General features: G+C 61.4%; 19 protein-coding genes. 12 read left to right on the top strand and 7 right to left on the bottom strand.

Annotated elements, in window-relative coordinates; translation table 11 throughout:
* Positions 1-304 precede the first annotated feature (304 nt).
* Together PR018_RS18240 and PR018_RS18235 are read left to right on the top strand one after the other, a co-directional pair.
* Positions 305-1,294 carry a tagatose kinase gene (locus tag PR018_RS18240; RefSeq protein ID WP_142832185.1) on the top strand — a complete coding sequence of 330 codons (990 nt, stop codon included), beginning with the start codon at positions 305-307 and terminating at the stop codon, positions 1,292-1,294.
* Positions 1,294-2,598 carry a D-tagatose-bisphosphate aldolase, class II, non-catalytic subunit gene (locus PR018_RS18235; protein WP_142832186.1) on the top strand — a complete coding sequence of 435 codons (1,305 nt, stop codon included), beginning with the start codon at positions 1,294-1,296 and terminating at the stop codon, positions 2,596-2,598. Before PR018_RS18240 ends, PR018_RS18235 begins: the two co-directional genes overlap by 1 nt.
* 83 nt (positions 2,599-2,681) lie before the next feature.
* Here the strand turns inward: PR018_RS18235 and PR018_RS18230 are convergent, their stop codons facing one another.
* Positions 2,682-3,953, bottom strand: coding sequence for a dicarboxylate/amino acid:cation symporter (locus PR018_RS18230; protein WP_244615553.1), 1,272 nt, complete (start codon positions 3,951-3,953; stop codon positions 2,682-2,684).
* A gap of 289 nt (positions 3,954-4,242) precedes the next feature.
* Here PR018_RS18230 and PR018_RS18225 point away from each other — a divergent pair, with 289 nt between their 5' ends.
* The gene (locus tag PR018_RS18225) at positions 4,243-6,102 is read left to right on the top strand and encodes a sensor histidine kinase (protein ID WP_244615551.1); all 1,860 of its coding nucleotides are present in this window, start codon (positions 4,243-4,245) and stop codon (positions 6,100-6,102) included.
* On the top strand, positions 6,099-7,448 hold the full coding sequence (locus PR018_RS18220) for a sigma-54-dependent transcriptional regulator (protein ID WP_142832189.1): 1,350 nt from the start codon (positions 6,099-6,101) through the stop codon (positions 7,446-7,448). The genes PR018_RS18225 and PR018_RS18220 overlap by 4 nt, the downstream gene beginning before the upstream one ends.
* Before the next feature lie 11 nt (positions 7,449-7,459).
* Here PR018_RS18220 and hydA read toward each other — a convergent pair whose 3' ends face one another.
* The 5 genes from hydA to PR018_RS18195 all read right to left on the bottom strand — a co-directional run bounded on the left by hydA (position 7,460) and on the right by PR018_RS18195 (position 12,466).
* On the bottom strand, positions 7,460-8,869 hold the full coding sequence (hydA, locus tag PR018_RS18215; protein WP_142832190.1) for a dihydropyrimidinase: 1,410 nt from the start codon (positions 8,867-8,869) through the stop codon (positions 7,460-7,462).
* Positions 8,870-8,898: 29 nt separating this feature from the next.
* A complete protein-coding gene (locus tag PR018_RS18210) occupies positions 8,899-10,161 on the bottom strand; it encodes a cysteine desulfurase-like protein (protein ID WP_142832191.1) in 1,263 nt (420 codons plus the stop codon).
* A 30-nt stretch (positions 10,162-10,191) separates the two neighbouring features.
* Positions 10,192-10,929 (bottom strand): amino acid ABC transporter ATP-binding protein, encoded by a 738-nt coding sequence (locus PR018_RS18205; RefSeq protein ID WP_142832192.1) that lies wholly within the window; start codon positions 10,927-10,929, stop codon positions 10,192-10,194.
* A complete protein-coding gene (locus PR018_RS18200; RefSeq protein WP_142832193.1) occupies positions 10,926-11,600 on the bottom strand; it encodes an amino acid ABC transporter permease in 675 nt (224 codons plus the stop codon). Before PR018_RS18200 ends, PR018_RS18205 begins: the two co-directional genes overlap by 4 nt.
* Positions 11,601-11,668: 68 nt before the next feature.
* A complete protein-coding gene (locus tag PR018_RS18195) occupies positions 11,669-12,466 on the bottom strand; it encodes an ABC transporter substrate-binding protein (RefSeq protein ID WP_142832194.1) in 798 nt (265 codons plus the stop codon).
* Between the two features lie 173 nt (positions 12,467-12,639).
* On the opposite strand from PR018_RS18195, the gene PR018_RS18190 reads away from it, so the two are divergent.
* Together PR018_RS18190 and PR018_RS18185 are read left to right on the top strand one after the other, a co-directional pair.
* A complete protein-coding gene (locus tag PR018_RS18190; protein WP_142832195.1) occupies positions 12,640-13,329 on the top strand; it encodes a FadR/GntR family transcriptional regulator in 690 nt (229 codons plus the stop codon).
* A gap of 204 nt (positions 13,330-13,533) precedes the next feature.
* Positions 13,534-13,890 carry a universal stress protein gene (locus PR018_RS18185; protein ID WP_244615552.1) on the top strand — a complete coding sequence of 119 codons (357 nt, stop codon included), beginning with the start codon at positions 13,534-13,536 and terminating at the stop codon, positions 13,888-13,890.
* Between the two features lie 24 nt (positions 13,891-13,914).
* On the opposite strand, the gene PR018_RS18180 is transcribed toward PR018_RS18185, so the two are convergent.
* On the bottom strand, positions 13,915-14,547 hold the full coding sequence (locus tag PR018_RS18180; RefSeq protein ID WP_142832197.1) for a TetR/AcrR family transcriptional regulator: 633 nt from the start codon (positions 14,545-14,547) through the stop codon (positions 13,915-13,917).
* A 288-nt stretch (positions 14,548-14,835) separates the two neighbouring features.
* On the opposite strand from PR018_RS18180, the gene PR018_RS18175 reads away from it, so the two are divergent.
* The 6 genes from PR018_RS18175 (at position 14,836) to PR018_RS18150 (ending at position 21,190) form a co-directional block, all read left to right on the top strand.
* Positions 14,836-16,413 carry an ABC transporter substrate-binding protein gene (locus PR018_RS18175; RefSeq protein ID WP_142832198.1) on the top strand — a complete coding sequence of 526 codons (1,578 nt, stop codon included), beginning with the start codon at positions 14,836-14,838 and terminating at the stop codon, positions 16,411-16,413.
* A gap of 130 nt (positions 16,414-16,543) precedes the next feature.
* A complete protein-coding gene (locus tag PR018_RS18170; RefSeq protein ID WP_142832199.1) occupies positions 16,544-17,491 on the top strand; it encodes an ABC transporter permease in 948 nt (315 codons plus the stop codon).
* A gap of 1 nt (position 17,492) precedes the next feature.
* The gene (locus PR018_RS18165) at positions 17,493-18,338 is read left to right on the top strand and encodes an ABC transporter permease (RefSeq protein ID WP_142832200.1); all 846 of its coding nucleotides are present in this window, start codon (positions 17,493-17,495) and stop codon (positions 18,336-18,338) included.
* 185 nt (positions 18,339-18,523) lie between these two features.
* Positions 18,524-19,342 (top strand): ABC transporter ATP-binding protein, encoded by an 819-nt coding sequence (locus tag PR018_RS18160; protein WP_142832201.1) that lies wholly within the window; start codon positions 18,524-18,526, stop codon positions 19,340-19,342.
* The gene (locus PR018_RS18155) at positions 19,339-20,109 is read left to right on the top strand and encodes an ABC transporter permease (protein WP_142832202.1); all 771 of its coding nucleotides are present in this window, start codon (positions 19,339-19,341) and stop codon (positions 20,107-20,109) included. The genes PR018_RS18160 and PR018_RS18155 overlap by 4 nt, the downstream gene beginning before the upstream one ends.
* A 49-nt stretch (positions 20,110-20,158) precedes the next feature.
* The gene (locus PR018_RS18150; RefSeq protein ID WP_209207160.1) at positions 20,159-21,190 is read left to right on the top strand and encodes an ABC transporter substrate-binding protein; all 1,032 of its coding nucleotides are present in this window, start codon (positions 20,159-20,161) and stop codon (positions 21,188-21,190) included.
* Positions 21,191-21,201: the final 11 nt, after the last annotated feature.

Genomic DNA, 21,201 nt, shown 5'->3' with positions numbered 1-21,201 from the left:
TTCTCCTCCCGAAAGAAAACCTACACATAAAATTACATGCGTAAAGTTTTATCGCAACGAAGCGCGCTGCTGTCAATCGACCGGAGATGGCCGCTGCCGAATTTTCGGTCATATGTCGAAAATCACTTAGCATAATGGCTGTTTCGTTTGCTTGATTGCGCTTACCTGCACAGGCGATAGGCAATTCGTAAGGCGTGCTTTAATTTACTCGCGTCAAATTCTGTTGACTCGCGATTTCCCTTTCTTTAGCCAAGACGGACCGCCGCATTGCATTATCCGTCCTTGGCGGGGCGAGGGAGGTAAGATGTCTGCTTTACAGACCGGAGGGCTTGCGCTTGAAGCGCTCGGGCCGACGATCACGATCGGCGAAATCCTGGTGGAGATCATGGCAACGACGGTCGGCCACGGTTTTCTGGAGCCGCAGGCCCTGATCGGCCCCTTTGCCAGCGGCGCGCCCGCGATCTTCATCGACCAGGTCGCGCGCATGGGCGGATCGGCTGGCATCATCGCCAGCGTCGGTAACGACGATTTCGGCAAGCTCAATATCGACAGGCTGCGGCGCGACGGTGTCGACGTCTCAGCCATATCTGTCATCGGCGATCTCCCAACGGGGAGCGCTTTCGTACGTTACCGGCCGGATGGCGCCCGCGATTTCGTGTTCAATATCGCCAGCTCCGCTGCCGGCCGGATCCAGCTGACGGCGCCTGCAACGGCGCTGATCGAGCGCAGCGGCCACTTGCATGTCATGGGATCGGCTTTCGCCATTCCGGGCGCCTCCGACATCATCCATTTTGCTGTCTCGGCGATAAAGGCCCGCGGCGGCTCGGTATCCTTCGACCCTAATGTTCGCAAGGAACTGGCGAATGGCGGGGAGGGCAGGCAGCTGCTCGACGATATGCTCGCCGTCACCGACCTCCTGCTCCCGTCCGACGACGAACTGCTGATCGCAGCCGATACCAGCGACGAACCGACGGCCATCGACAAGCTCCTTGGTATTGGCATTGGCGAGATCGTGCTGAAGCGCGGCCGCCATGGGTCTTCCTGTTTCGCACCCGGCTCGCCGCCGCTTCATGCAGCCGCCTTCGCGGTTTCCGAAGTCGATCCGACCGGCGCCGGCGATTGTTTCGGCGCCACCTATCTTACTGCCCGGCGAATGGGCTCGACGCCGGAGCGTGCGCTGTTGCTGGCCAACGCCGCCGGCGCCCGCAACGTCACGCGGCAAGGGCCGATGGAAGGTGTCTCCAGCCTTGAGGAACTGCAGGAATTTGCGCGAACCACACCGAGGGTGATCTGATGAACCAGCTGCTGACACGCCTCGCTTCTTCCCGGCAAGAGGGCTCGCCGTTCGGCATCACCTCTGTCTGCTCCGCCCACCCGACGGTGCTGCGGGCAGCGTTGCGCCGCGCCAGAAACAACGGCCGGCAGGTGCTGATCGAGGCAACGTGCAACCAGGTCAACCAGTTTGGCGGCTACACCGGCATGACGCCGGCAGACTTCATCGGCTTCGTCTGCGGGATCGCCGCAGACGAAGGCCTCGAGCGCTCCCGCATCCTTTTCGGCGGCGATCATCTCGGTCCAAACCCCTGGAAGAAAGAGACTGCCGAGGCGGCCATGTCGAAATCTGAGACGCTGGTCCGACACTACGTTCTGGCAGGCTTCAGCAAGATCCATCTGGATACGTCAATGGCTTGCGCCGGCGAGCCAGCGAGCCTCGGCGACCGGATCATCGCCGAGCGGGCAGCCCGCCTTGCCGCAGTCGCCGAGCAGGCCGCCCGGGCCAACGGCCTCGCCATGCCGGTCTACGTGCTCGGCACCGAGGTACCGACACCCGGCGGCGCCGACCACGCCCTCGATACAGTGGCGCCGACTTCAGCCCTTGACGCACGTTCGACCATCGAGATCCACCGCGAGGTATTCGAGCGGGCAGGACTTGCCGATGCCTTCTCCCGGGTAATCGCCTTCGTCGTCCAGCCCGGCGTCGAATTCGGCAATGCCAACGTCATAGCCTACAGGCCAGAAGCGGCATTCGATCTCGGCGCTGTCCTCGACGCGGTCCCGCAATTTGTCTTCGAGGCCCATTCCACTGACTACCAGACCGTCGAGGCGCTGTCGGCTTTGGTGCGCGATGGCTATCCGATCCTGAAGGTCGGACCGGGCCTGACTTTTGCCTACCGCGAATCGCTGTACGGGCTCGACCTGATCGCGTCGGAACTGGTCCCGGGCTATGGCGACCGGTCGCTTATGCGAGCCATGGAAGACACGATGCTCGCCGATCCCACGAACTGGCTTGGCCATTATCATGGGGAGGGGAATGCGCTGAGAGTGGAGCGGCATTACAGTTACAGCGACCGGATCCGCTATTACTGGGGCAAGCCGCAAGCGACGGAAGCAGTGGAAAATCTGCTGCTGGCGTTGCGGGGGGTCGTCATCCCGGAAACCGTCGCCAGGCAGTTCCTACCGAGCCTTGTCATTCCGTCGGGGCGGCCGATAGATGCCGAACTCGTTCTCATCCAGTCTGTCGATGCCGTCCTTGAGACGTACGACGCCGCGTGCCTGGAGCAACCGACGTCGGCTCGATGCGGCGGAGACATCGCTTAGCGCATCGGCGGATAGGTGATTTTCGGGGGGGGCATGGCGATCGAGGTGCGAGCGCCATGCCGAAGATCATTAGATGCCTGGGATCACTCTGCGGCCTGCAACGCGGGGATCTCGGGGGTACCCGAAAGCTCCCCCCTCATCGCGGCCGCAAACTGGACTTCGTCCAGCTCGTTTTCCCAACGTGCCACGACCACAGTCGCGACCGCATTGCCGACCAGATTGGTCAGCGCACGGCATTCCGACATGAAGCGGTCAATACCGAGGATAAGCGCCATGCCGGCGATCGGCACAGAGGGGACAACCGACAGTGTTGCGGCCAGCGTGATGAAGCCCGCGCCGGTGATGCCTGCAGCGCCCTTAGAGCTCAGCATCGCCACTGCCAGGAGCAGGAGCTGGTCGCCGAGCGTCAGCGGTGTGTCGGTTGCCTGGGCAATGAACAGTGCCGCCAGCGTCATATAGATATTGGTGCCATCGAGATTGAACGAATAACCGGTCGGAATGACCAGCCCGACGACCGACCGCTTGACGCCGGCCCGCTCCATCTTGTTCATCAGGCCCGGCAAAGCAGCCTCCGAGGACGACGTGCCGAGCACGAGCAGAAGCTCTTCCTTGATATAACGGATCAGGTTGAGGATCGAGAATCCGTTGTACCAGCCGACGGCCCCGAGCACGACCAGCACGAACAGGAGCGACGTCAGGTAGAACGTCCCGATCAGGAAGGCGAGATTGGCAATGGAGCCGATCCCGTATTTGCCGATGGTAAAGGCCATGGCACCGAAGGCGCCGATGGGCGCAAAGCGCATCAGGATGGCAACGAGACGAAAGATCGGGGCCGTAAGGGCCTGAAGGAAATCCGAAACCACGCGTCCACGCTCACCGACGGCACCGAGCGCGATGCCAAAGAACACCGAGAAGAACAGCACCTGCAAGATATCGCCCTTGGCAAAGGCGCCGACGATGGTATCGGGGATGATGTTCATCAGGAAGCCGATGATCGTCGCATCGTGCGCCTGGGCGGCATAGGTGTTGACCGCCTTGGTGTCGAGAGTGGCCGCATTGATATGCATGCCCGCGCCGGGCTGCAGGACATTCGACACCACGAGGCCGACGACGAGAGCAAGCGTCGAGAAGATGAGAAAGTAGAGCAGCGCCTTGCCGACGACGCGACCGAACTTCTTCAGATCCGACATGCCGGCGATACCCGTCGTCACCGTCAGGAAGATGACGGGGGCGATGACCATGCGTACAAGCTTGATGAAGGCATCGCCAAGCGGCTGCATGGAAGCGCCGACCTGGGGATAGAAATGGCCGAGCAGAATACCGGCGGCAATGGCCGTCAGTACCTGCACGTACATCTGTCGATAAAAGGGAAGTTTGCCCTTGGTCGGGCTACCAGCGTCAGGAATTATCACAAGATCCTCCTCTTCGCCCAAACCGATCTCTCGGCCCTCCGGGCTGCAAATGACAAGCAGCCCTCCGACTGCAAGCTACATGACCTGCAACATCCATGCCAAACTCCGCAAGCGTCATAAGTGTTTGCGTAAAATAGACTTTGGTGAAAGCCGTTCGGCCAATTGGGCGCTTGTAGTGCGGAAATCCGCACAAAACCATTGAGGTCTGGCCGGGATTATGCACAGATGCAGCATGCTTCATCGCCCCCAACCTCCCAACCAGACGCCTCTGGACCTTGCCAAGCGACACCGCCGCGTATGGCTTGCCTTTGCTGCTACCAGCGCGCTGGTCCTGACCGTTGTCCTTTATACGGCCGGCGTCTATGGACGGTCGGTTGCAGTACATGCGCTGGCAGACCAGGGGCGGACCGATGCCAATCTGAAAATCGCCTTGCTGCGGGCAGTCCTCGAGCGGCCACGCGCCCTGCCGTTGCTGCTGGCCGACGACCTGCAGGTTCGCGACGCCCTTGCTACCGCAGACGACCAGCCCGTGCGGCTACTGGATCGCAAACTTGAAAGTCTGGTCTCCGGCACCAAGGCCTCCGTGCTCTATGTCATCGACCGAAACGGCATCGCGATTGCCTCCAGCAACTGGCAGGACCAGCTGACATTCGTCGGCAAGGATTACTCCTTCCGCGACTATTTTCGCCGCGCCATTGTCGACGGAACGGCCGAACATTTTGCCCTCGGCAACACCAGCAATCGGCCCGGCCTCTATATCTCCCGCCGCGTCGGAGACCCTCGGTCACCCATCGGCGTGGTCGTCGTCAAGATGGAGTTCGATCAGCTGGAAGCCGACTGGCGCGAGACGGCGCGCCCTGCCTATGTCACCGACGACCGGGGCATCGTCCTTGTGACCAGCATCCCGTCCTGGCGTTTCATGACGGATGCACCGCTGGCAAGCGACCGCCTGTCGGCCATCCGCCGAAGCCTGCAGTTTGGCGACGCGACGCTCACTCCCCTGCCGATCACCGCGCCGGTGGCGCTCGATGCGGATGCCTCGATCGTCCGCGCCGTGCTGCCTGGCACCAACGCTGGAGAATATCTGCGCCTGAAAGCGCCGGTGCCCTCAACGCCGTGGACGCTGAACTATCTCGTGCCGACGGACGCTGCGATCGCGACCAATATCCGCGAGGATCGCTTCATCGCGCTTGCGATAGTCCTGCCGGTGCTGGCGCTTGCCGCCTTCCTGTTGCGTCGCCGGCATGTCTCGGCGATGGAGCTTGCCGTCGGACGGGTGGCGCGGGAGGAACTGGAACGCCGGGTGCTCGAGCGCACCGACGATCTCAGCCGCGCTCGGGATCGCCTCGAGGCGGAGATCTCCGGCCACCGGACCACCGAGGCAAAGCTACAGGTGGTCCAGCAGGAACTCGTCCAGGCGAACCGGCTGGCGATCCTCGGCCAGGTCGCGGCCGGCGTCGCCCATGAAATCAACCAGCCGGTTGCCACCATCCGTGCCTATGCCGACAACGCCCAGATCTTTCTGGAACGCCAGCAGCCCGGGCCGGCCAGGGAAAACCTCAGCCTGATCGCCGCGCTGACCGAGCGGATCGGCACGATCACGGAGGAACTGAAAGCCTTTGCCCGCAAAGGCCGGACCTCGCCCGTGCCGGTCGATGTCCGCGGCATCATTGAAGGTGCCGTAGTGCTGCTCCGCAGCCGTTTTGCCGGACAAATCGAGGCCCTGGCGATCGACCTGCCGCCACGGGGCATGATGGTCATGGGCACCCGCGTCCGCCTCGAGCAGGTGCTGATCAACCTCTTCCAGAATGCGCTGGAAGCGCTCGAGGGGCGCAACGACGCGCGGGTTGCGGTATCGGTCTGCGAGACAGCGCACGAAATCGCCATCAGCATCGCCGACAACGGGCCGGGCATCGCGCCGGAAATTCTCGATTCGCTGTTTACCCCGTTCAACACCTCGAAGCCCGGGGGCCTTGGTCTTGGCCTCGTCATCTCCAAGGACATCGCGGCCGATTTCGGCGGTCGCATCGATGTCGACAGCGGCGAGACCGGCACGCGCTTCGTCCTCCATCTGCCAAAGGCAACCTCATGAAAGAAGCGCCGCTCATCCTGCTCGTCGACGACGATGCCGACCTGCTGCGGGCAACGGCCCAGACACTTGAACTTGCCGGCTTTTCCGTCAGCGCATTTTCGCGGCCACGCGATGCGGTCGAGGCCCTCGACATCGCTGCCGTCAGCGTCGTCGTTTCGGATATCCGGATGCCGCAGATGGACGGGCTGGAGCTTTTTGCCCGCGTCCAGCAACAGGACGACGACCTGCCGGTGATCCTGATGACCGGCCACGGCGATATCCCGATGGCGGTGCAGGCCATCAAGGACGGCGTCTACGACTTCATTCCGAAACCCTTCGCGGCGGACAGGCTGGTGCAGAGCGTGCGGCGGGCCATCGAGAAACGGCGGCTCGTTCTCGACAACAGGAGGCTGCGCGAAGCAACGGACCAGGCGCAGGACGGCCTGCCGCTGATCGGCCAGACACCGGCGATGGAGCGGCTGCGGCGCACCCTGCGCCAGATTGCCGATACCGATGTCGACGTGCTCGTGACAGGCGAGACGGGTAGCGGCAAGGAGGTCGTGGCAAGCCTGCTGCATCGCTGGAGCCGCCGCTCGAAGGGAAATTTCGTCGCGCTCAATTGCGGCGCGCTGCCGGAAAGCGTGATCGAGAGCGAGCTGTTCGGCCACGAAGCCGGCGCTTTCACCGGCGCCCAGAAGAAGCGCATCGGCCGCATCGAACACTCCGGCGAGGGCACGCTGTTTCTGGACGAGATCGAGAGCATGCCGCAGTCGGCGCAGGTCAAGATGCTGCGGGTGCTGGAGATGCGCGAAGTCACACCGCTCGGCACCAATGACATCCGGCCGGTCGATCTTCGTGTCGTCGCGGCCGCCAAGGTCGACCTGAGCGATCCTGGTCAGCGGCAAGGCTTTCGCGAGGATTTGTTCTATCGGCTCAACGTGGTGACCATCTCCATTCCGCCGCTGCGCGACCGGCGCGCCGACATCCCGCTTCTTTTCGGCCATTTCGTCGATCGCGCCGCCGTCCGGTTCAACAAGCCGCCACCGGCCGTGCCGCCGGACGTACACCGCTATCTCCAGGCGCACCAATGGCCGGGCAACGTCCGAGAACTGGCGCATTTCGCTGAGCGCTTCGTCCTCGGCCTCGCCGATACCGGCCCTGCGGCGCCTGGAACCCATGACGGGTCCAGCCCAATCCTATCGCTGCCTGCGCGGATGGAGCAATACGAAGCCGATCTGATCCGAAGCACTCTCCGGGATCATGACGGCGACATCAGGCTGACGATCGAAGCACTCGGTATCCCCCGCAAGACGTTCTACGACAAGCTGCAAAGGCACGGTATTACGCGCGGAGACTATGTGAAGTAGGGGCTGGCGCCTCAGGCACGCTCGGCGCTGACACCACCCGGACGCTGGAGGTAGCGGCCCATCTGCTTGGTGCCTTCCAGACTATCGCCGTTGACGATGGTCTTGCCCCGGAGGATGACACGCACCGGCCAGCCGGTGACCTCGAGGCCCTCATAGGGCGTGTAGTCGGCGCCGTGATGCAGGATATCGTTGGTGATGGTTACGGACCGCAGGGGATCCCAGAGAGCGATATCGGCATCCGAGCCGATGGCGATGGTGCCCTTCTGCGGATAGAGGCCGTATTGTTTCGCATGGTTTGTGGACGACAGCGCGACAAAGCGGTTGAGATCGATCCGCCCCTTGCCGACACCCTCGGAGAACAGGATCGGCAACCGCGTCTCGACGCCCGGAATGCCGTTCGGTATCCAGCGGAAATTGCGCTTTCCCTTCTCATTGAGCTTGCCCTGGTCGTCGTCGTAGCGGAACGGGCAATGGTCAGACGAGAACAATTCGAACGTACCGTTCTGCAAGCCTTCCCAGCAGGCGATCTGGCTTTCCGCATCGCGCGGCGGCGGCGAGCAGACGAACTTGGCGCCTTCCAGCTCGGCCGCATCGAGATCGTCAGCGGTCAGCATGAGATATTGCGGGCAGGTTTCGCCGGCGACATTGACGCCGCGTGAGCGCGCCCGCTGGATCTCTTCCATCGCCTGACGATTGGAGACATGCACGATAACGATCGCCGTCTCGACGATTTCGGCAAGCGACAGGGCGCGATGGGTGGCTTCCCGCTCGGCGGCAATCGGCCGGCTGGAGGCGTGGTATTTCGGCGCGAGATCGCCTTGCGCCTCGTGCTTGCCGATCAGAAACTGGATGGCGTCTTCGTTCTCGCAATGGACCATAACGACAGCACCGGACCGTCTTGCGGCGTCGAGCGTATCGAGGATCTGGTCATCGCGAAGCCGCAGGCTTTCATACGTCATAAACACCTTGATCGAGGTGTAGCCGTCATTGACCAGCGCCGGAAGCTCCTGGCCGAGTACGGCCGCGGTCGGGTCGGTGACGACGAGATGAAAGGCGACATCGACGTAGCACTCCCCATCGGCCTTGGCGTGATAGACTTTCAGGCCTTCGCGCAGGCTGGTGCCCTTCTCCTGCATACAGAAAGGCAGCACCGTCGTGTTGCCGCCAAAGGCCGCTGACAACGTGCCGCTGGCAAAATCGTCGGCCATGACGATACCGTCGCCGGAAGGCTGGGCAAGATGTACGTGGCTGTCGATGCCTCCCGGCATGACATAGAGCCCTGTCGCGTCGATAATCTCGGCGGCATCAGCGAGACCAGTCTCAATCGCCGCGATCCGGCCATCGACAATGCCGACGTCGCATTCGAACGTTTCGCTATCGTTTACGACAGTTCCGTTCCTGATGATCGTATCGAACCGCATGCTGCACTCTCTCTTTTTCAGGCTCTTCTTCAGGCTGTCGCGCTGAGCATGCCGACGTTACTGCCAAGGATCGCGTCAAGCGACGCAATCAACCGGTCGACTTCCTCCAGCGTGTTGTAGTGGACCATGGAGACGCGCACCGCCCCATGATATTGCGGCAAGCCGATGTGATCGCCAAGCCGTCGCGCGTGGAAATCTCCGAAGCGGATGGCGATCTTGTGGGCATCCATGGCCTTGCAGATGCTTTCGGAATTGCGCCCCTCGAAGGCAAAGCTGATGGTCGGTATGCGGCTTCCGCGCGCATTATCGCGTTCGCCGAAAATACGGCAGTCGTTGCGGCTGCCGAGATAGCCGAGCAGCCGGTCCGCCAACGCGTTTTCCTGCTTCGCGATGACGTCGAAGGCCGCGACGATCTTTTCACGGAGACTGCCGCTTGCGCCAGCGCGTTCACCGAGTTCGGCAAGATAATCGACGATGCCGGTCAGCGAATAAGCGAGCTCGTAGTTGGCATTGCCGGGCTCGAGCTTGCCGGGTACTTTGTCCCGCCCGTAGAAGAAATGATAGAGCGGATCCAGCTCGAGCAGATGATCGTATTTGCCGTACATCATCGCGTAGTGGGGGCCGTAGGTCTTGTAGAGGCTGAAGACGTAATAATCGACATCCCATGCCTGCACGTCGATGGCGCGGTGTGGCGCGTAGGCGACGGCGTCGACGCAGATGCGGGCGCCGCGTGCATGGACGAAAGCGGCGATCTCGGCGATTGGATTGATCGATCCGAGAATATTCGAGACATGGGTGACGCAGACGAGCTTCGTCCGCTCCGTCATCAACGGCGCGAGATCGGCCATGTCGAGCACGTAGGTCTCGGTATCGAGCGGCCAGAACTTGAGGACGATACCGGCATCCGTCAGACCTTCCCAAGGGCCGATGTTCGATTCGTGGTCGGAGATCGTGACGATGATCTCATCGCCCGGCTTCAGCTGGCTGCGCATGCCCTTCGCCAGGTTCTGCAGCAGGACAGTCGTCGAGCCGCCGAAGACGATTTCCTCGGGACGCGACGCATTGACCAGCAGCATTGCCGCCATACGCCCGTCCGCAAGCGCCTTTGCCGCCTGCAGCGAGACGTCATAGCTGCCGCCGATCTGGACGTTCTTGTCATAGAGGAAGCTGGTCATGCGATCGACCGCCGGCTTCAGGATTTGCGAACCACCGGCGTTGTCGAAAAATGTCCATCCGTTGCCGAGCCCTGGAAACTGGCTTCTGGCAAAATCGATGTCGAGGGGGCGTTGCATGAGGTGATCTCTCCCGGAATATTTTGTTTTTCAGTGATTGAGAACGGCGCGCAGGAAGCTTTTGGTGCGCTCCTGTTGCGGCGCGTCGAATATCTCCGCCGGCGTGCCGGCCTCGATGATGCGCCCGCCATCCATGAAGATCACCCTGTCGGCTACCTGGCGGGCAAATCCCATCTCGTGGGTGACGACGATCATCGTCACGCCGGTGCCGGCGAGCTTGCGCATGACGTCAAGCACCTCGCCGACCATTTCCGGATCGAGCGATGAGGTCGGTTCGTCGAACAACAGCACCCGCGGCTCCATGGCCAGCGCCCGGGCAATGGCGACGCGCTGCTGCTGGCCGCCGGAAAGCTGCTCCGGATATTTGTCAGACTGCTCGGAAATGCCGACACGGGTCAGCAACTCGCGCGCCTTGCGGGCGGCATCCGCAGTTGTCGTGCCGCGCACCCGCATTGGCGCCAGCATGACGTTTTTCAGGACGGTCAGGTGCGGAAACAGGTTGAACGACTGAAACACCATGCCGACTTCGGCGCGGACCTGCGCCAGCGCCTTGCCGCGCTCGACCTTGATGCCGTCAACATGGATTGTGCTCTCCGGCGAAAATCCCTCGAGATGGTTGATGCAGCGGATCAGCGTCGACTTGCCGGAGCCGGATGGCCCAATGACGCAGACCACCTCGCCTTCGCCGATCTCGAGATCGATACCGTGTAGCACCTCGAAATCGCCGTATGACTTCTTGAGGCCCTGGATGCTGATGATCGGTCTCATGAGCGCCTCCCGACATTGAAGCGTTTCTCAAGCCGGGCAACGATGGTCACCAGCGGCCAGAGGAAGGCGACATAGATAATGGCAGCGCCGATCAACGGAGAGGGGTTGGCCATCAGCGCCTGCGCCTGTGTCGCCTGCTTCAGCAGATCCGGCATGGCGACGACGGAGGCGAGCGCCGTGTCCTTGATGACGTTGATGCAGTTGTTGGTCAGCGGCGGGATGACGATCTTGATCGCCTGCGGCAGGATGACGTCGATCATCATCGGCCGGTAGGAAAGACCCAGCGCCTCCGAAGCCTCGAACTGGCCACGAGGGATAGCCTCGATGCCGGCCCGGAAAATCTCCGCAGTATAGGCAATCGACACGAGTGTCAGGGCTGCCACCGCCGAGAAGAACGGCGAAAAGCGGATGCCGACGAAGGGCAGGGCATAGTAGACGATGATCAACAAAACGAGCAGCGGGATGGACCGAAAGAAATCCGTATAGATCTTGGCGATCGCCCGCACCGGTGCCGGCGCGTAGAGGCGAAGCAGCGCCAGGAACATGCCGCCGACAAGGCCGGCGAAAATGCTGGTGATACCGATCTCCAGCGTCACCCAGAGCCCCGATATCAAAAGTGGAAACGCCCTGGTGAGGACAGGAACGTTGAAGAATGTCGTGAAAATATCCATGAAACCGCCGGTCAGATCGTCGGGAAAAGGATGGCGACATCAGCCGCCATCCCCGTCGGGCTAGCCGGTTACTTGGCGGCCGGCATATCCATGACCTTGACCGTCGAGGTGGTGTCTTCGGCCTTTGCGCCGAACCATGTCTGGTGCAGCTTGGCGATATAGCCTTCGCCCTTCAGCGTGGTGATGACGTCGTTGACCTGCTTGGCAAGAGCATCGCCCTTGTTGAACATGATCGAATACTTCTCGCCCGTCGGAATACGCTCGACGACTTTCAGGTTCGGCTTGTCCTTGACGTAATACTGCAGAGCCGGGATGTCGCTGATGTAGCCGTCGATGCGGCCGGCAACGAGATCGAGCATCGCAGGCTGCAAGCCTTCGAAGCGGCGGATTTCGCCGAGCCCGTATTTGCCGGTGTTCTCGGTCGCCCACATGTCGCCGGTGGAACCGGTATCGACACCCACGACCTTGCCCTTCATCCCGGCAAGATCGGCAATGCCGCTGGCTGCCGTCACCGTCAGCGACTGGTCGCTATCGTAGTAGGGCTGGGCGAAGGTGACGGATTCGAGGCGCTTGGGCGTGATGGTGATCGACGAAACGGCCATGTTAATGCGGCCGGATTGCACCGCTGAGAATAGCCCGTTGAACGGGATGTTGACGAACTCGACAGACTTGCCGAGACGCTTGGCAATCTCGGTGACAAGATCGACTTCAAAGCCGACAGTCTTGCCGGTATCGTCCTGGAACTCCCAGGGGACATTGCCGATGTTGGCACCGACCGAGAGATCGGCTGCGAAAGAGATCGAAGATCCGGCAAAGGCCAGGATTGCTGTGAGAATGGTTGTTTTCAGAAATGACGGAGTGCGCATGGGTTCCCCTTGATTTATTTTACCCATCAGTTTTATGTGGTCGAACTGGTCAGACCAGTTCGACCAATCAAGCATGGCGGCCTGGCATTTGCAAGACGGCAATAAAGTAAAATAGAGTTCACGACATTAGTGGCACGACATCATCGGCCGCGCCGGCACAAAGAAGACGTTGAATGCTCACCAGAACACTCGTTCCCCAATCGGCCGCCCGGCTTATCCAGGATATGATCAAGGCCGGGGAGTTGAAGGCAGGACAAAAGATCCCCTCGCAGCGGGAGTTTTCCGTTCGACTTGGCATCAGCCGGGCATCGCTGCGCGAGGCGCTGCTGACGCTCGAAACGCTGGGCCTGCTCAAGACAGAGGCGGGCAGGGGCACCTTCGTGGCCGGCAACCGCCCGTCGGCGACCAACGCCATGGCACCGTGGCGCTACGCCGACAGCTATTCGGTGTTCGATGTCTTCCAGACGCGCATCATGCTCGAAGGCAACATTGCGGCCCTTGCGGCCGGACGGTTGACGGGAGGCCAGCTGCAGGCAATGGAGGACGCGACGAGGACCATGGAGGAGTGCTGGGCCAGCGAGGATCTGCTGACGAATGTCGAAGCCGATCTCGAATTCCATGGCATCATCGCCTCCGGCTGCAGCAATGCAATGCTGCGGGCACTCTACCAGACGGTCCGCGAGCAGCTGACCGAAACGCAGCGACAGCCAATCCCGATCACCGAACCCTCGCGCATGCTGGCATCGGTGGCCGAGCATCGCGCCATCATCGCGGCGCTGAAATCCAACGATGTCGAACGCGCCAGGCTGGCCATGGAAACCCATGTGCGCAACACCGCGCGCTGCGCCGGTCTGTTTCCATGACACGCCACATGACCAGGTTTATTGCGCCGGCTATACAATAGAACGACCAAAACAGCTATTCCGGTTGATCTTTGTCAAAGCCAAGCCGAGGGTGGAAGGTCCAAGTGATCTTGGACGGATCAACTCTCTCTCGGTGGTAAAGACAGCATGTATTCCAGGATAATTTGCGCCATAGGACTAGGCCCGCGTGAAAAGGCGGAACACATGTTGCGTCGCGCATCCGCGCTGCTCGACAGTGATGGCGAGATCATTGCGCTGCACGTCGTGGAATCAGTTCCGCATTACACACCCCAATCCGCGCCATCGAGCGCCGATATGGACTGGATGAGCGACGTCGAGGCAAAGTTAAAATCCCTCTGCTCGCGCCTCAACATCGAAGCCACCTACATGATCAAGGCCGGCCGCGTTGCCCCGACGATCCTCGATGCAGCCCGTGAGCGCAATGCCGACCTCGTCATCGTCGGCACCCATGTGCAGGACATCACGGATGCCCTGTTCGGGTCGATCGTCGACCGCGTCACGCGCGCGGCCAGTTGCTCGGTACTTGTTGATCGCCACTGAAACGACGACCTGAGTTGCCTGCCGTCAGGAGACGGAAATCCCGCGGCAGAATATTGTTACGAACTCCCTGAGGTAGGGCACCCGCGTCAGGGGTCCGACCACAGCCTCGGATCGGTTTGGCGGATAGCCGAGGGCGACGTTCATGAGCATCTGGGCGATCATCGTTGCATCGTCGATGATCAGCCGTCCTTGCGCCTGCTGCTTCAGCAGCCAGGCCGTCAGCCGCTCAGACTCCTTGCTAGTCGTGCACCGGTAGATCTCCCAGAGCTCGGGATGGTCCTGCCCTTGGGTGTATACGATCCGTAGGATGGCATCCCGGTCGTCCAGCTCCGACTCATGACCGTCGGACGGTGGCAGAAGGATCGTCTCGAGGGTCTTGGCAACCGAGCCACCTTCGATTTCATCCGGAATTTCCAGGCGGACGGCAACCTCAACCACCGATGTGAAAAGGTCACGCTTGCTGGAGAACGCACTATAGAGCGTGGCCTTGGAGATTGCGCAGCGTGCGGCGATCATTTCCATCGTCGCGTCGACGAAACCCACCTCGATGAAAACCCTGAGGGCAGTCTCGACGATACTTGTCTTGCGGAGATCGGGGTCCAGGCGGGGTCGGCCGCGAGGCAACCGGTGAACCGTTTCATTTTCAGTGACAGACATATCTGTGCCGCTTAAATCTTTATAGCGTGAACGCCGTCACGCCGACGGAGCCGAACAAGCCTGCAAATGCAATGACTGACAAAAGTCATACAATTAAATATCGAACCGAACCGTACAGTTCGATATACCATCGCGGCGGGCGTTGCAAGTCACATCCTTTCGCGGTGCAGCATAGAGAAGGATGCCTCTATGATCGTATGGCGCGACCTGCCATGTGTCAGCGGACTTGCATCGACCCGCAAATTCCGCTGTAGCTTTCCAGATATCGCCGTCAAGGAAAGAATCTCCATGAGGAACTGGACGAGAGCAAGGCGCAACGCATGTGCAGGAGAGCAGCTGGCGACGGTCGCGCGCGCATCGTTGATCCGACCGGCTCGACGTCTGGCAATCTGGGGAGCAGTTTCCACCAGCCTTCTGATTTTCGGTCCTGCGCCTGCAGAGGCGGCCAAAAGCTCGCTCGATCTCGGCATGACGATCGAGCCTTCGGGCCTCGACCCGACCATCGCCGCTCCCGTCGCCATCGGCCAGGTCAGCTGGCAGAACATTTTCGAGGGACTGGTCGCGATAGACGAGGCCGGCAAGGTGCAGCCGCAGCTGGCCAAAGGCTGGGAAATCTCGCCGGACGGCCTGACCTATACGTTCCATCTGCAATCCGGCGTCAAATTCCACGACGGCCAGCCATTTGATTCGACAACCGCCAAATTCACCCTGGATCGCGCCCGTGGCAGCAGCTCGGTCAATCCGCAAAAGCGGTTTTTCACCACCATCGCCTCCATCGTCACGCCGGATCCGCAAACCCTTGTGCTGCATCTGTCGGCACCGACGGGCAGCCTGCTCTCTTGGCTCGGCTGGCCGGCGGCCGTCATGGTGTCACCCAATTCGGCCGCCGACGACAAGACCAGACCGATCGGCACCGGCCCGTTCAGGTTCGTCAGCTGGGCGAAAGGCGACAGGGTCGAGCTAGAAAGGAACGACAACTACTGGAACAAGACCGTGTCTGTCAGGCTGGACAAGGTGACGTTCCGGTTCATCTCCGATCCGCAGGCCCAGGCCGCGGCGTTGAAGTCCGGCGGCGTGGATGCCATTCCGGAATTTGCGGCACCGGAGCTGATGGCTTCCTTCGCAGGCGACGAGGCGCTTGTGACGAGGATCGGCAACACCGAACTCAAGGTCGTGGCCGGCATGAACAACAGCCAGAAGCCCTTCGACGACAAGCGCGTCCGGCAGGCGCTGATGATGGCGATCGACCGCAAGACGCTCGTCGACGGCGCCTGGTCTGGCCTCGGCACACCCATCGGTAGCCACTACACGCCGAACGATCCGGGCTTTCTCGACCTGACCGCCAGGTGGCCCTACGATCCGCAAAAGGCCAGGGCGCTTCTCGCCGATGCCGGCTATCCCCAAGGCCTTTCCTTCACCATCAAGTCGCCGCAGATGGCGTACGCTTCGCGCAGTGCGGAGATCATCCAGGCGATGCTGGCGGACATCGGCGTGACTGTCACCATCGAGACCACCGAATTTCCGGCCAAGTGGGTGCAGGATGTCATGCAGGACCAAAACTACCAGATGACCATCGTCGCCCATGCGGAGCCGATGGACATCGACATCTATTCGCGCGATCCCTACTACTTCAACTATCGCAACCCGGCCTTCGACGCCTTGATGAAGAAGGTGCAGGAAACCACGGATCCCGCCGAGCAGGCCGCGATCTACGGCAAGGCGCAGACCGTTCTCGCAGACGATGTGCCGGCGCTCTTTCTCTTCGTCATGCCGAAGCTCGGCGTCTGGAGCCGGAAATTGAAGGGGCTCTGGGAAAACGAGCCTGTCCCGTCGAACGTTCTCACCAATGTCTTCTGGGAAGAGTGAGAGCAAGCGTGGCCAAAACCGGAATCAGGACGCTTGAACAGCCGATGGTATTGCCATCCTCCTCGCCGAGCGTATCGGGGCTAGATGGCACACCGTTGCTCGCCCGCTCACGCCGACCGGGAGTGACCGCTTGATCGCACTCATTGCGCGGCGCCTTGCCGGCCTCCTCGCGACCCTGATGATTGTCTCGCTGCTGCTCTTCACCGTGGTCGACCTCATGCCGGGCGACCAGGCCTCGATCATGCTCGGCACCTCTGCCTCGCCGCAAACCCTTGCCTCGCTGCGCCACCAGCTTGGCCTCGACCAGCCTCTGCCGCTGCGCTACGGCCATTGGCTGGCCGGCGTTGCAACGGGGGATCTTGGCCAGTCCTCGACCTACGCTGTCCCCGTCGCCGGCCTCATCGTCGAACGGCTGGCCGTCACGCTGCCGCTGGCGCTTGGTGCCGTCCTCATCTCCATGGCCATCGCCATTCCGCTCGGCGCGCTCGCCGCATCGCGCCGGGGTGGGCTGTTCGATTGGATCGCCTCTGTTATCGCCGAGGTCAGCATCGCCGTACCTGCCTTCTGGGTGGCGCTGTTGCTGATCATGCTGTTTTCCACCACGCTCGGGCTGATGCCGTCGGGCGGCTTTCCCGGCTGGAGCGGCGGCTTCTGGCCTGCCGTCAAGGCACTGCTGATGCCGGCCGTTGCCCTGGCGCTGCCGCAGGCGGGGGTGCTAACCCGCGTCACCAGAGCAGCTGTGGTCGATACCACGCACGAGGACTTCACCCGCACGGCAAAGGCAAAGGGCCTCTCCGACAGCGCCGTGCTGTGGCGACATTCCGTGCCGAATGCGATGATCCCCATCCTGACGGTGCTCGGGTTGCAGTTCACCTTCCTGGTGGCGGGTGCCGTTCTCGTCGAAAACGTCTTCAACCTGCCGGGCCTCGGAAGGCTGGCGTTACAGGCTCTATCGCAACGCGACGTCATCGTGCTGCAGGATGTCGTGCTGTTCTTTGCAACGCTCGTGATCGTCATGAACTTCCTCGTTGACCTCTCCTATCTGGCGATCGATCCTCGCCTGCAAAAAGGAGGTTGAGATGGTGGCCGCCTTTTTGCCGGACACAGGCCCCTCCCGCCGGCGAAAAGCTCTCGTTGCCGGCGCCACCCTTGTTGTGCTGCTGATTGCGGTGGCGCTCTTGTCGCTTGCCTGGACACCGGCGTTGCCAGCCAAAATGCAGATCGCCCACAAGCTGCAGCCGCCACTCGCCTTTGGCCTGCTCGGCACGGACCAGTTCGGACGCGACGTGCTGTCGATGCTGATGGTCGGCTGCTGGAACTCCCTGTCGATCGCCATCGTCTCGGTCGCCATCGGCGGCACGCTCGGCTCTATCATCGGCATTACCTCGGCGGCCCTGCGCGGCGCCTTCGAATTCGTGACAATGCGGGTGTGCGACGTGGTCTTCGCCCTGCCGCCGATCCTGTCGGCGATGCTGCTCGGGGCTTTTCTCGGACCCGGTCGTTTGACAGCGATCCTGGCGATCGCCACCTTCATGATCCCGGTCTTTGCCCGCGTCAGCATGGCAAGCGCCCTGCAGGCCTGGAGCCGGGATTACGTTCTCGCCGCCCACGCGCTCGGCAATACCCGCCTGTCCATCTCCCTCCGGCACGTGCTGCCGAATATCGCCAGCCAGATCATCGTCCAGGTAACCATCCAGCTGGGCCTTGCGATCCTGACCGAGGCAGGGCTCAGTTTCCTGGGGCTGGGACTTTCCCCGCCGGCTCCGACGTGGGGGCGGATGCTGGCCGACGCGCAGACCTATCTGGCGCTGGCCCCATGGCTTGCCATCCTGCCCGGCCTTGCCATCGCCCTATCTGTAGTCGGCTTCAACATGCTCGGCGACGGCCTGCGCGACCTGCTCGATCCACGCAACGCAAGCCGCTGATGCACGAGAAAGCGCCTTTCTTCTGCCTCGCTACCACGGGATAGAGCTGACATAATTTGCCAACAATGTCTCGGCTATGGTCCGCCGACGAGCTTGACGGCAGAATGGGGCTTTGATTTCATGAAGCAAATACGCGCACCAAGTTCCTGGAACGCTAAGCGGCAGTCGAAAAAGGAACGCATGGCATGACGTCAGGGACCCCGAGGGCGGTCAGTCTGAAGAACGTGGCGATTTCGTTTGGCCACATCGGGAAGAAGCAATACCAAGCCGTCGCTCCGACCAATCTCGATATCGATGAACATGAATTCCTGGCCATCGTCGGACCGACAGGATGCGGCAAGTCCACGCTTCTCAACGCTGTGGCCGGCCTTCTCGCGCCTGCCTCGGGATCGGTGGAGATATTCGGAAAACCACTGAAGGGCCTGAACCGCGAAGCAGGCTATCTCTTCCAGCAAGATGCGCTTATGCCATGGAAGACGGTTCTCGAAAACGTCGCGATCGGCCTGGAGGTTGCAGGTATGTCCTCGAGCGACGCCCGGCGAATGTCGCTCGAATGGCTGGAGCGCGTCGGGCTCGGTGCTTTCGCCGACCGCTTCCCGGCAACACTCTCCGGCGGCCAGCGCAAGCGCACCGGCCTGGCGCAGGTCCTGATCCGCAACCCGAAGATCCTGCTGATGGACGAGCCCTTCGGCCCGCTCGATGCCCAGACACGCCAGATCATGGGAGATCTGCTGCTGAGACTCTGGTCTGAGGATCGCAAGGCTGTCCTGTTTGTCACCCACGATCTGGATGAGGCGATTGCTCTTGCCGACAGGGTGTTGATCATGTCGGCCGGCCCACGGTCGCGGATTATCGGTGATTTCAGGGTGCCGCTCGCCCGCCCGCGCGAGATTGCCGATATCCGCCACGACGCGACGTTCAATGAGCTTCATCGCGAGATTTGGGAGGCGCTGCGCGACGAGGTCATGACTGCCTACCGGCAGACGAGCGGGGCTGGCCGATGAACCGCGTGCTTCTCTTCTCCCTGCGTGTGCTGGTCGCCGCCCTCATCCTGGCGACCTGGCACGTGGCAACCACCACAACGCTGTTCGGAAACCCAAAAACCATGGCATTTTTCTTCGCAGATCCATGGAAAGTGTTGTTGCGCATAGTTGACTGGTTTGCGAGCGGCTCGATCTGGTACCATCTCTGGATCACCCTATCGGAAGCCACGCTTGCCTTTCTGCTCGGCTCTTTCGGCGGTGTTTTTCTGGGCTTCTGGTTTGCCCGACAACCGATGCTCGCTGCGGTCTTCGATCCCTATGTCAAGGCTGCGAACGCCTTGCCCCGCGTCGTGCTGGCGCCGATTTTCGCATTATGGTTCGGTCTCGGCATCTGGTCCAAGGTGGCGCTTGGCTTCACCCTGGTGTTCTTCATCGTGTTTTTTAACGTCTACCAGGGTGTCAAGGAGGTGAGCCAGCCTATCCTCGCCAATGCCCGAATGCTCGGCATGAACGAACGGCAATTGCTTCGCCACGTCTACCTGCCCTCCGCCCTATCATGGATGTTCTCCAGCCTGCACACCTCGGTGGGCTTCGCAGTGGTTGGCGCAGTTGTCGGTGAATATCTCGGTTCATCCGCCGGTCTTGGATATCTGATCCAACAGGCCGAGGGGGTGTTCGACGTGACCGGCGTCTTTGCCGGCATGTTCGTGCTGATGGCGTTCGTCTTGATCGTCGACGGTCTGGTGACTGTCGTCGAACGCCGGCTTTTGGCCTGGCGGGGCCAATAAGTTCAATTTCCGCCTACCGCTGTAGCGAAACCGAAACCAAGGAGCAGACATGAAACGCAGGACTTTTCTGATCGGAACGACGGGTGCGATATTCGGCGCATCTCTCAACGGCATCCCGTCGGCGATGGCACAGGACGCCAAGCCTGAAAAGACCGACGTGTCTATCGGAGTGGGCGGCAAGCCCCTGTTGTACTACCTGCCGCTGACAATCGCGGAACGCAAAGGCTTCTTCAAGGAGGAGGGCCTGAACGTCACGATCAATGATTTTTCGGGTGGTTCGAAGTCACTCGAAGGTCTGGTCGGCGGTTCGCTCGATATTGTCGCTGGTGCCTACGAGCACACGATCCGCATGCAGACCAAGGGACAGGATATCGTCGGGATATGCAATCTCGGCCGCTTCCCCGGTATCGTCATTGCCGTGCGCAAGGATCTCGCCGGCGAGATCAAGTCTATGGCCGACATGAAGGGGCGCAAGGTCGGCATCACCGCGCCCGGCTCCTCGACAGCGCTGATGTTCCAGTACGCGATGCTGAAGAGCGGATTGAAGGCCGACGATGCCTCGCTGATCGGGATCGGCGGAGGTGCAGCCGCACTCGCAGCCTTCAAGAGCGGTCAGATCGATGCCCTATCGCATGTCGATCCTGTCATCGCGCAGCTGCAATACGACAACGACATCGCCATTCTCCTCGATACGCGCACAGAGGCCGGCACCCGGTCCCTCTTCGGCGGCCCTAATCCAGCTGCGACGGTCTATATCAAGAAGGAGTTCACTGTCGCCAATCCGGTGACCACGCAGCGCACCGTCAACGCATTCATGAAGGCGTTGAAGTGGATTGGGCAGGCCAGCCCCGAGGATGTGGCCAGCGTGGTGCCAACGGAATACCAGCTGGGTAACCGCGATCTGTACATGCAGGCGTTCAAGAACTCGAAAGAGATGTACTCGCTGGATGGTCTGGTCACCAAGGAAGGCTACGACTCGATGATGGGCGTGCTGAAGACGCTCGATCCAGGACTTGCCAATGCCGATGTTCCCTTCAGCAAGACCTTCGATCCGACGTTTGCCAAAGCGGCGAAGACTTGACCGGCCCGGAG

The sequence above is a fragment of the Rhizobium rhododendri genome (assembly GCF_007000325.2).
Taxonomy (GTDB): Bacteria; Pseudomonadota; Alphaproteobacteria; order Rhizobiales; family Rhizobiaceae; genus Rhizobium; species Rhizobium rhododendri.
Note: the sequence above shows the minus strand (reverse complement) of the source record. Positions and strands in the feature narration are given on the sequence as shown.

Coding starts and splice junctions, on each gene's coding strand:
- PR018_RS18230 (WP_244615553.1), bottom strand. CDS start 3,953: ATGTACGTGCAGGTACTGACGGCCATTGCCGCCGGTATTCTGCTCGGC.
- PR018_RS18155 (WP_142832202.1), top strand. CDS start 19,339: ATGAACCGCGTGCTTCTCTTCTCCCTGCGTGTGCTGGTCGCCGCCCTC.
- PR018_RS18185 (WP_244615552.1), top strand. CDS start 13,534: ATGTTGCGTCGCGCATCCGCGCTGCTCGACAGTGATGGCGAGATCATT.
- PR018_RS18240 (WP_142832185.1), top strand. CDS start 305: ATGTCTGCTTTACAGACCGGAGGGCTTGCGCTTGAAGCGCTCGGGCCG.
- PR018_RS18205 (WP_142832192.1), bottom strand. CDS start 10,929: ATGAGACCGATCATCAGCATCCAGGGCCTCAAGAAGTCATACGGCGAT.
- PR018_RS18150 (WP_209207160.1), top strand. CDS start 20,159: ATGAAACGCAGGACTTTTCTGATCGGAACGACGGGTGCGATATTCGGC.
- PR018_RS18220 (WP_142832189.1), top strand. CDS start 6,099: ATGAAAGAAGCGCCGCTCATCCTGCTCGTCGACGACGATGCCGACCTG.
- PR018_RS18190 (WP_142832195.1), top strand. CDS start 12,640: ATGCTCACCAGAACACTCGTTCCCCAATCGGCCGCCCGGCTTATCCAG.
- PR018_RS18160 (WP_142832201.1), top strand. CDS start 18,524: ATGACGTCAGGGACCCCGAGGGCGGTCAGTCTGAAGAACGTGGCGATT.
- PR018_RS18165 (WP_142832200.1), top strand. CDS start 17,493: ATGGTGGCCGCCTTTTTGCCGGACACAGGCCCCTCCCGCCGGCGAAAA.
- PR018_RS18225 (WP_244615551.1), top strand. CDS start 4,243: ATGCTTCATCGCCCCCAACCTCCCAACCAGACGCCTCTGGACCTTGCC.
- PR018_RS18210 (WP_142832191.1), bottom strand. CDS start 10,161: ATGCAACGCCCCCTCGACATCGATTTTGCCAGAAGCCAGTTTCCAGGG.
- PR018_RS18235 (WP_142832186.1), top strand. CDS start 1,294: ATGAACCAGCTGCTGACACGCCTCGCTTCTTCCCGGCAAGAGGGCTCG.
- PR018_RS18175 (WP_142832198.1), top strand. CDS start 14,836: ATGAGGAACTGGACGAGAGCAAGGCGCAACGCATGTGCAGGAGAGCAG.
- PR018_RS18200 (WP_142832193.1), bottom strand. CDS start 11,600: ATGGATATTTTCACGACATTCTTCAACGTTCCTGTCCTCACCAGGGCG.
- hydA (WP_142832190.1), bottom strand. CDS start 8,869: ATGCGGTTCGATACGATCATCAGGAACGGAACTGTCGTAAACGATAGC.
- PR018_RS18180 (WP_142832197.1), bottom strand. CDS start 14,547: ATGTCTGTCACTGAAAATGAAACGGTTCACCGGTTGCCTCGCGGCCGA.
- PR018_RS18195 (WP_142832194.1), bottom strand. CDS start 12,466: ATGCGCACTCCGTCATTTCTGAAAACAACCATTCTCACAGCAATCCTG.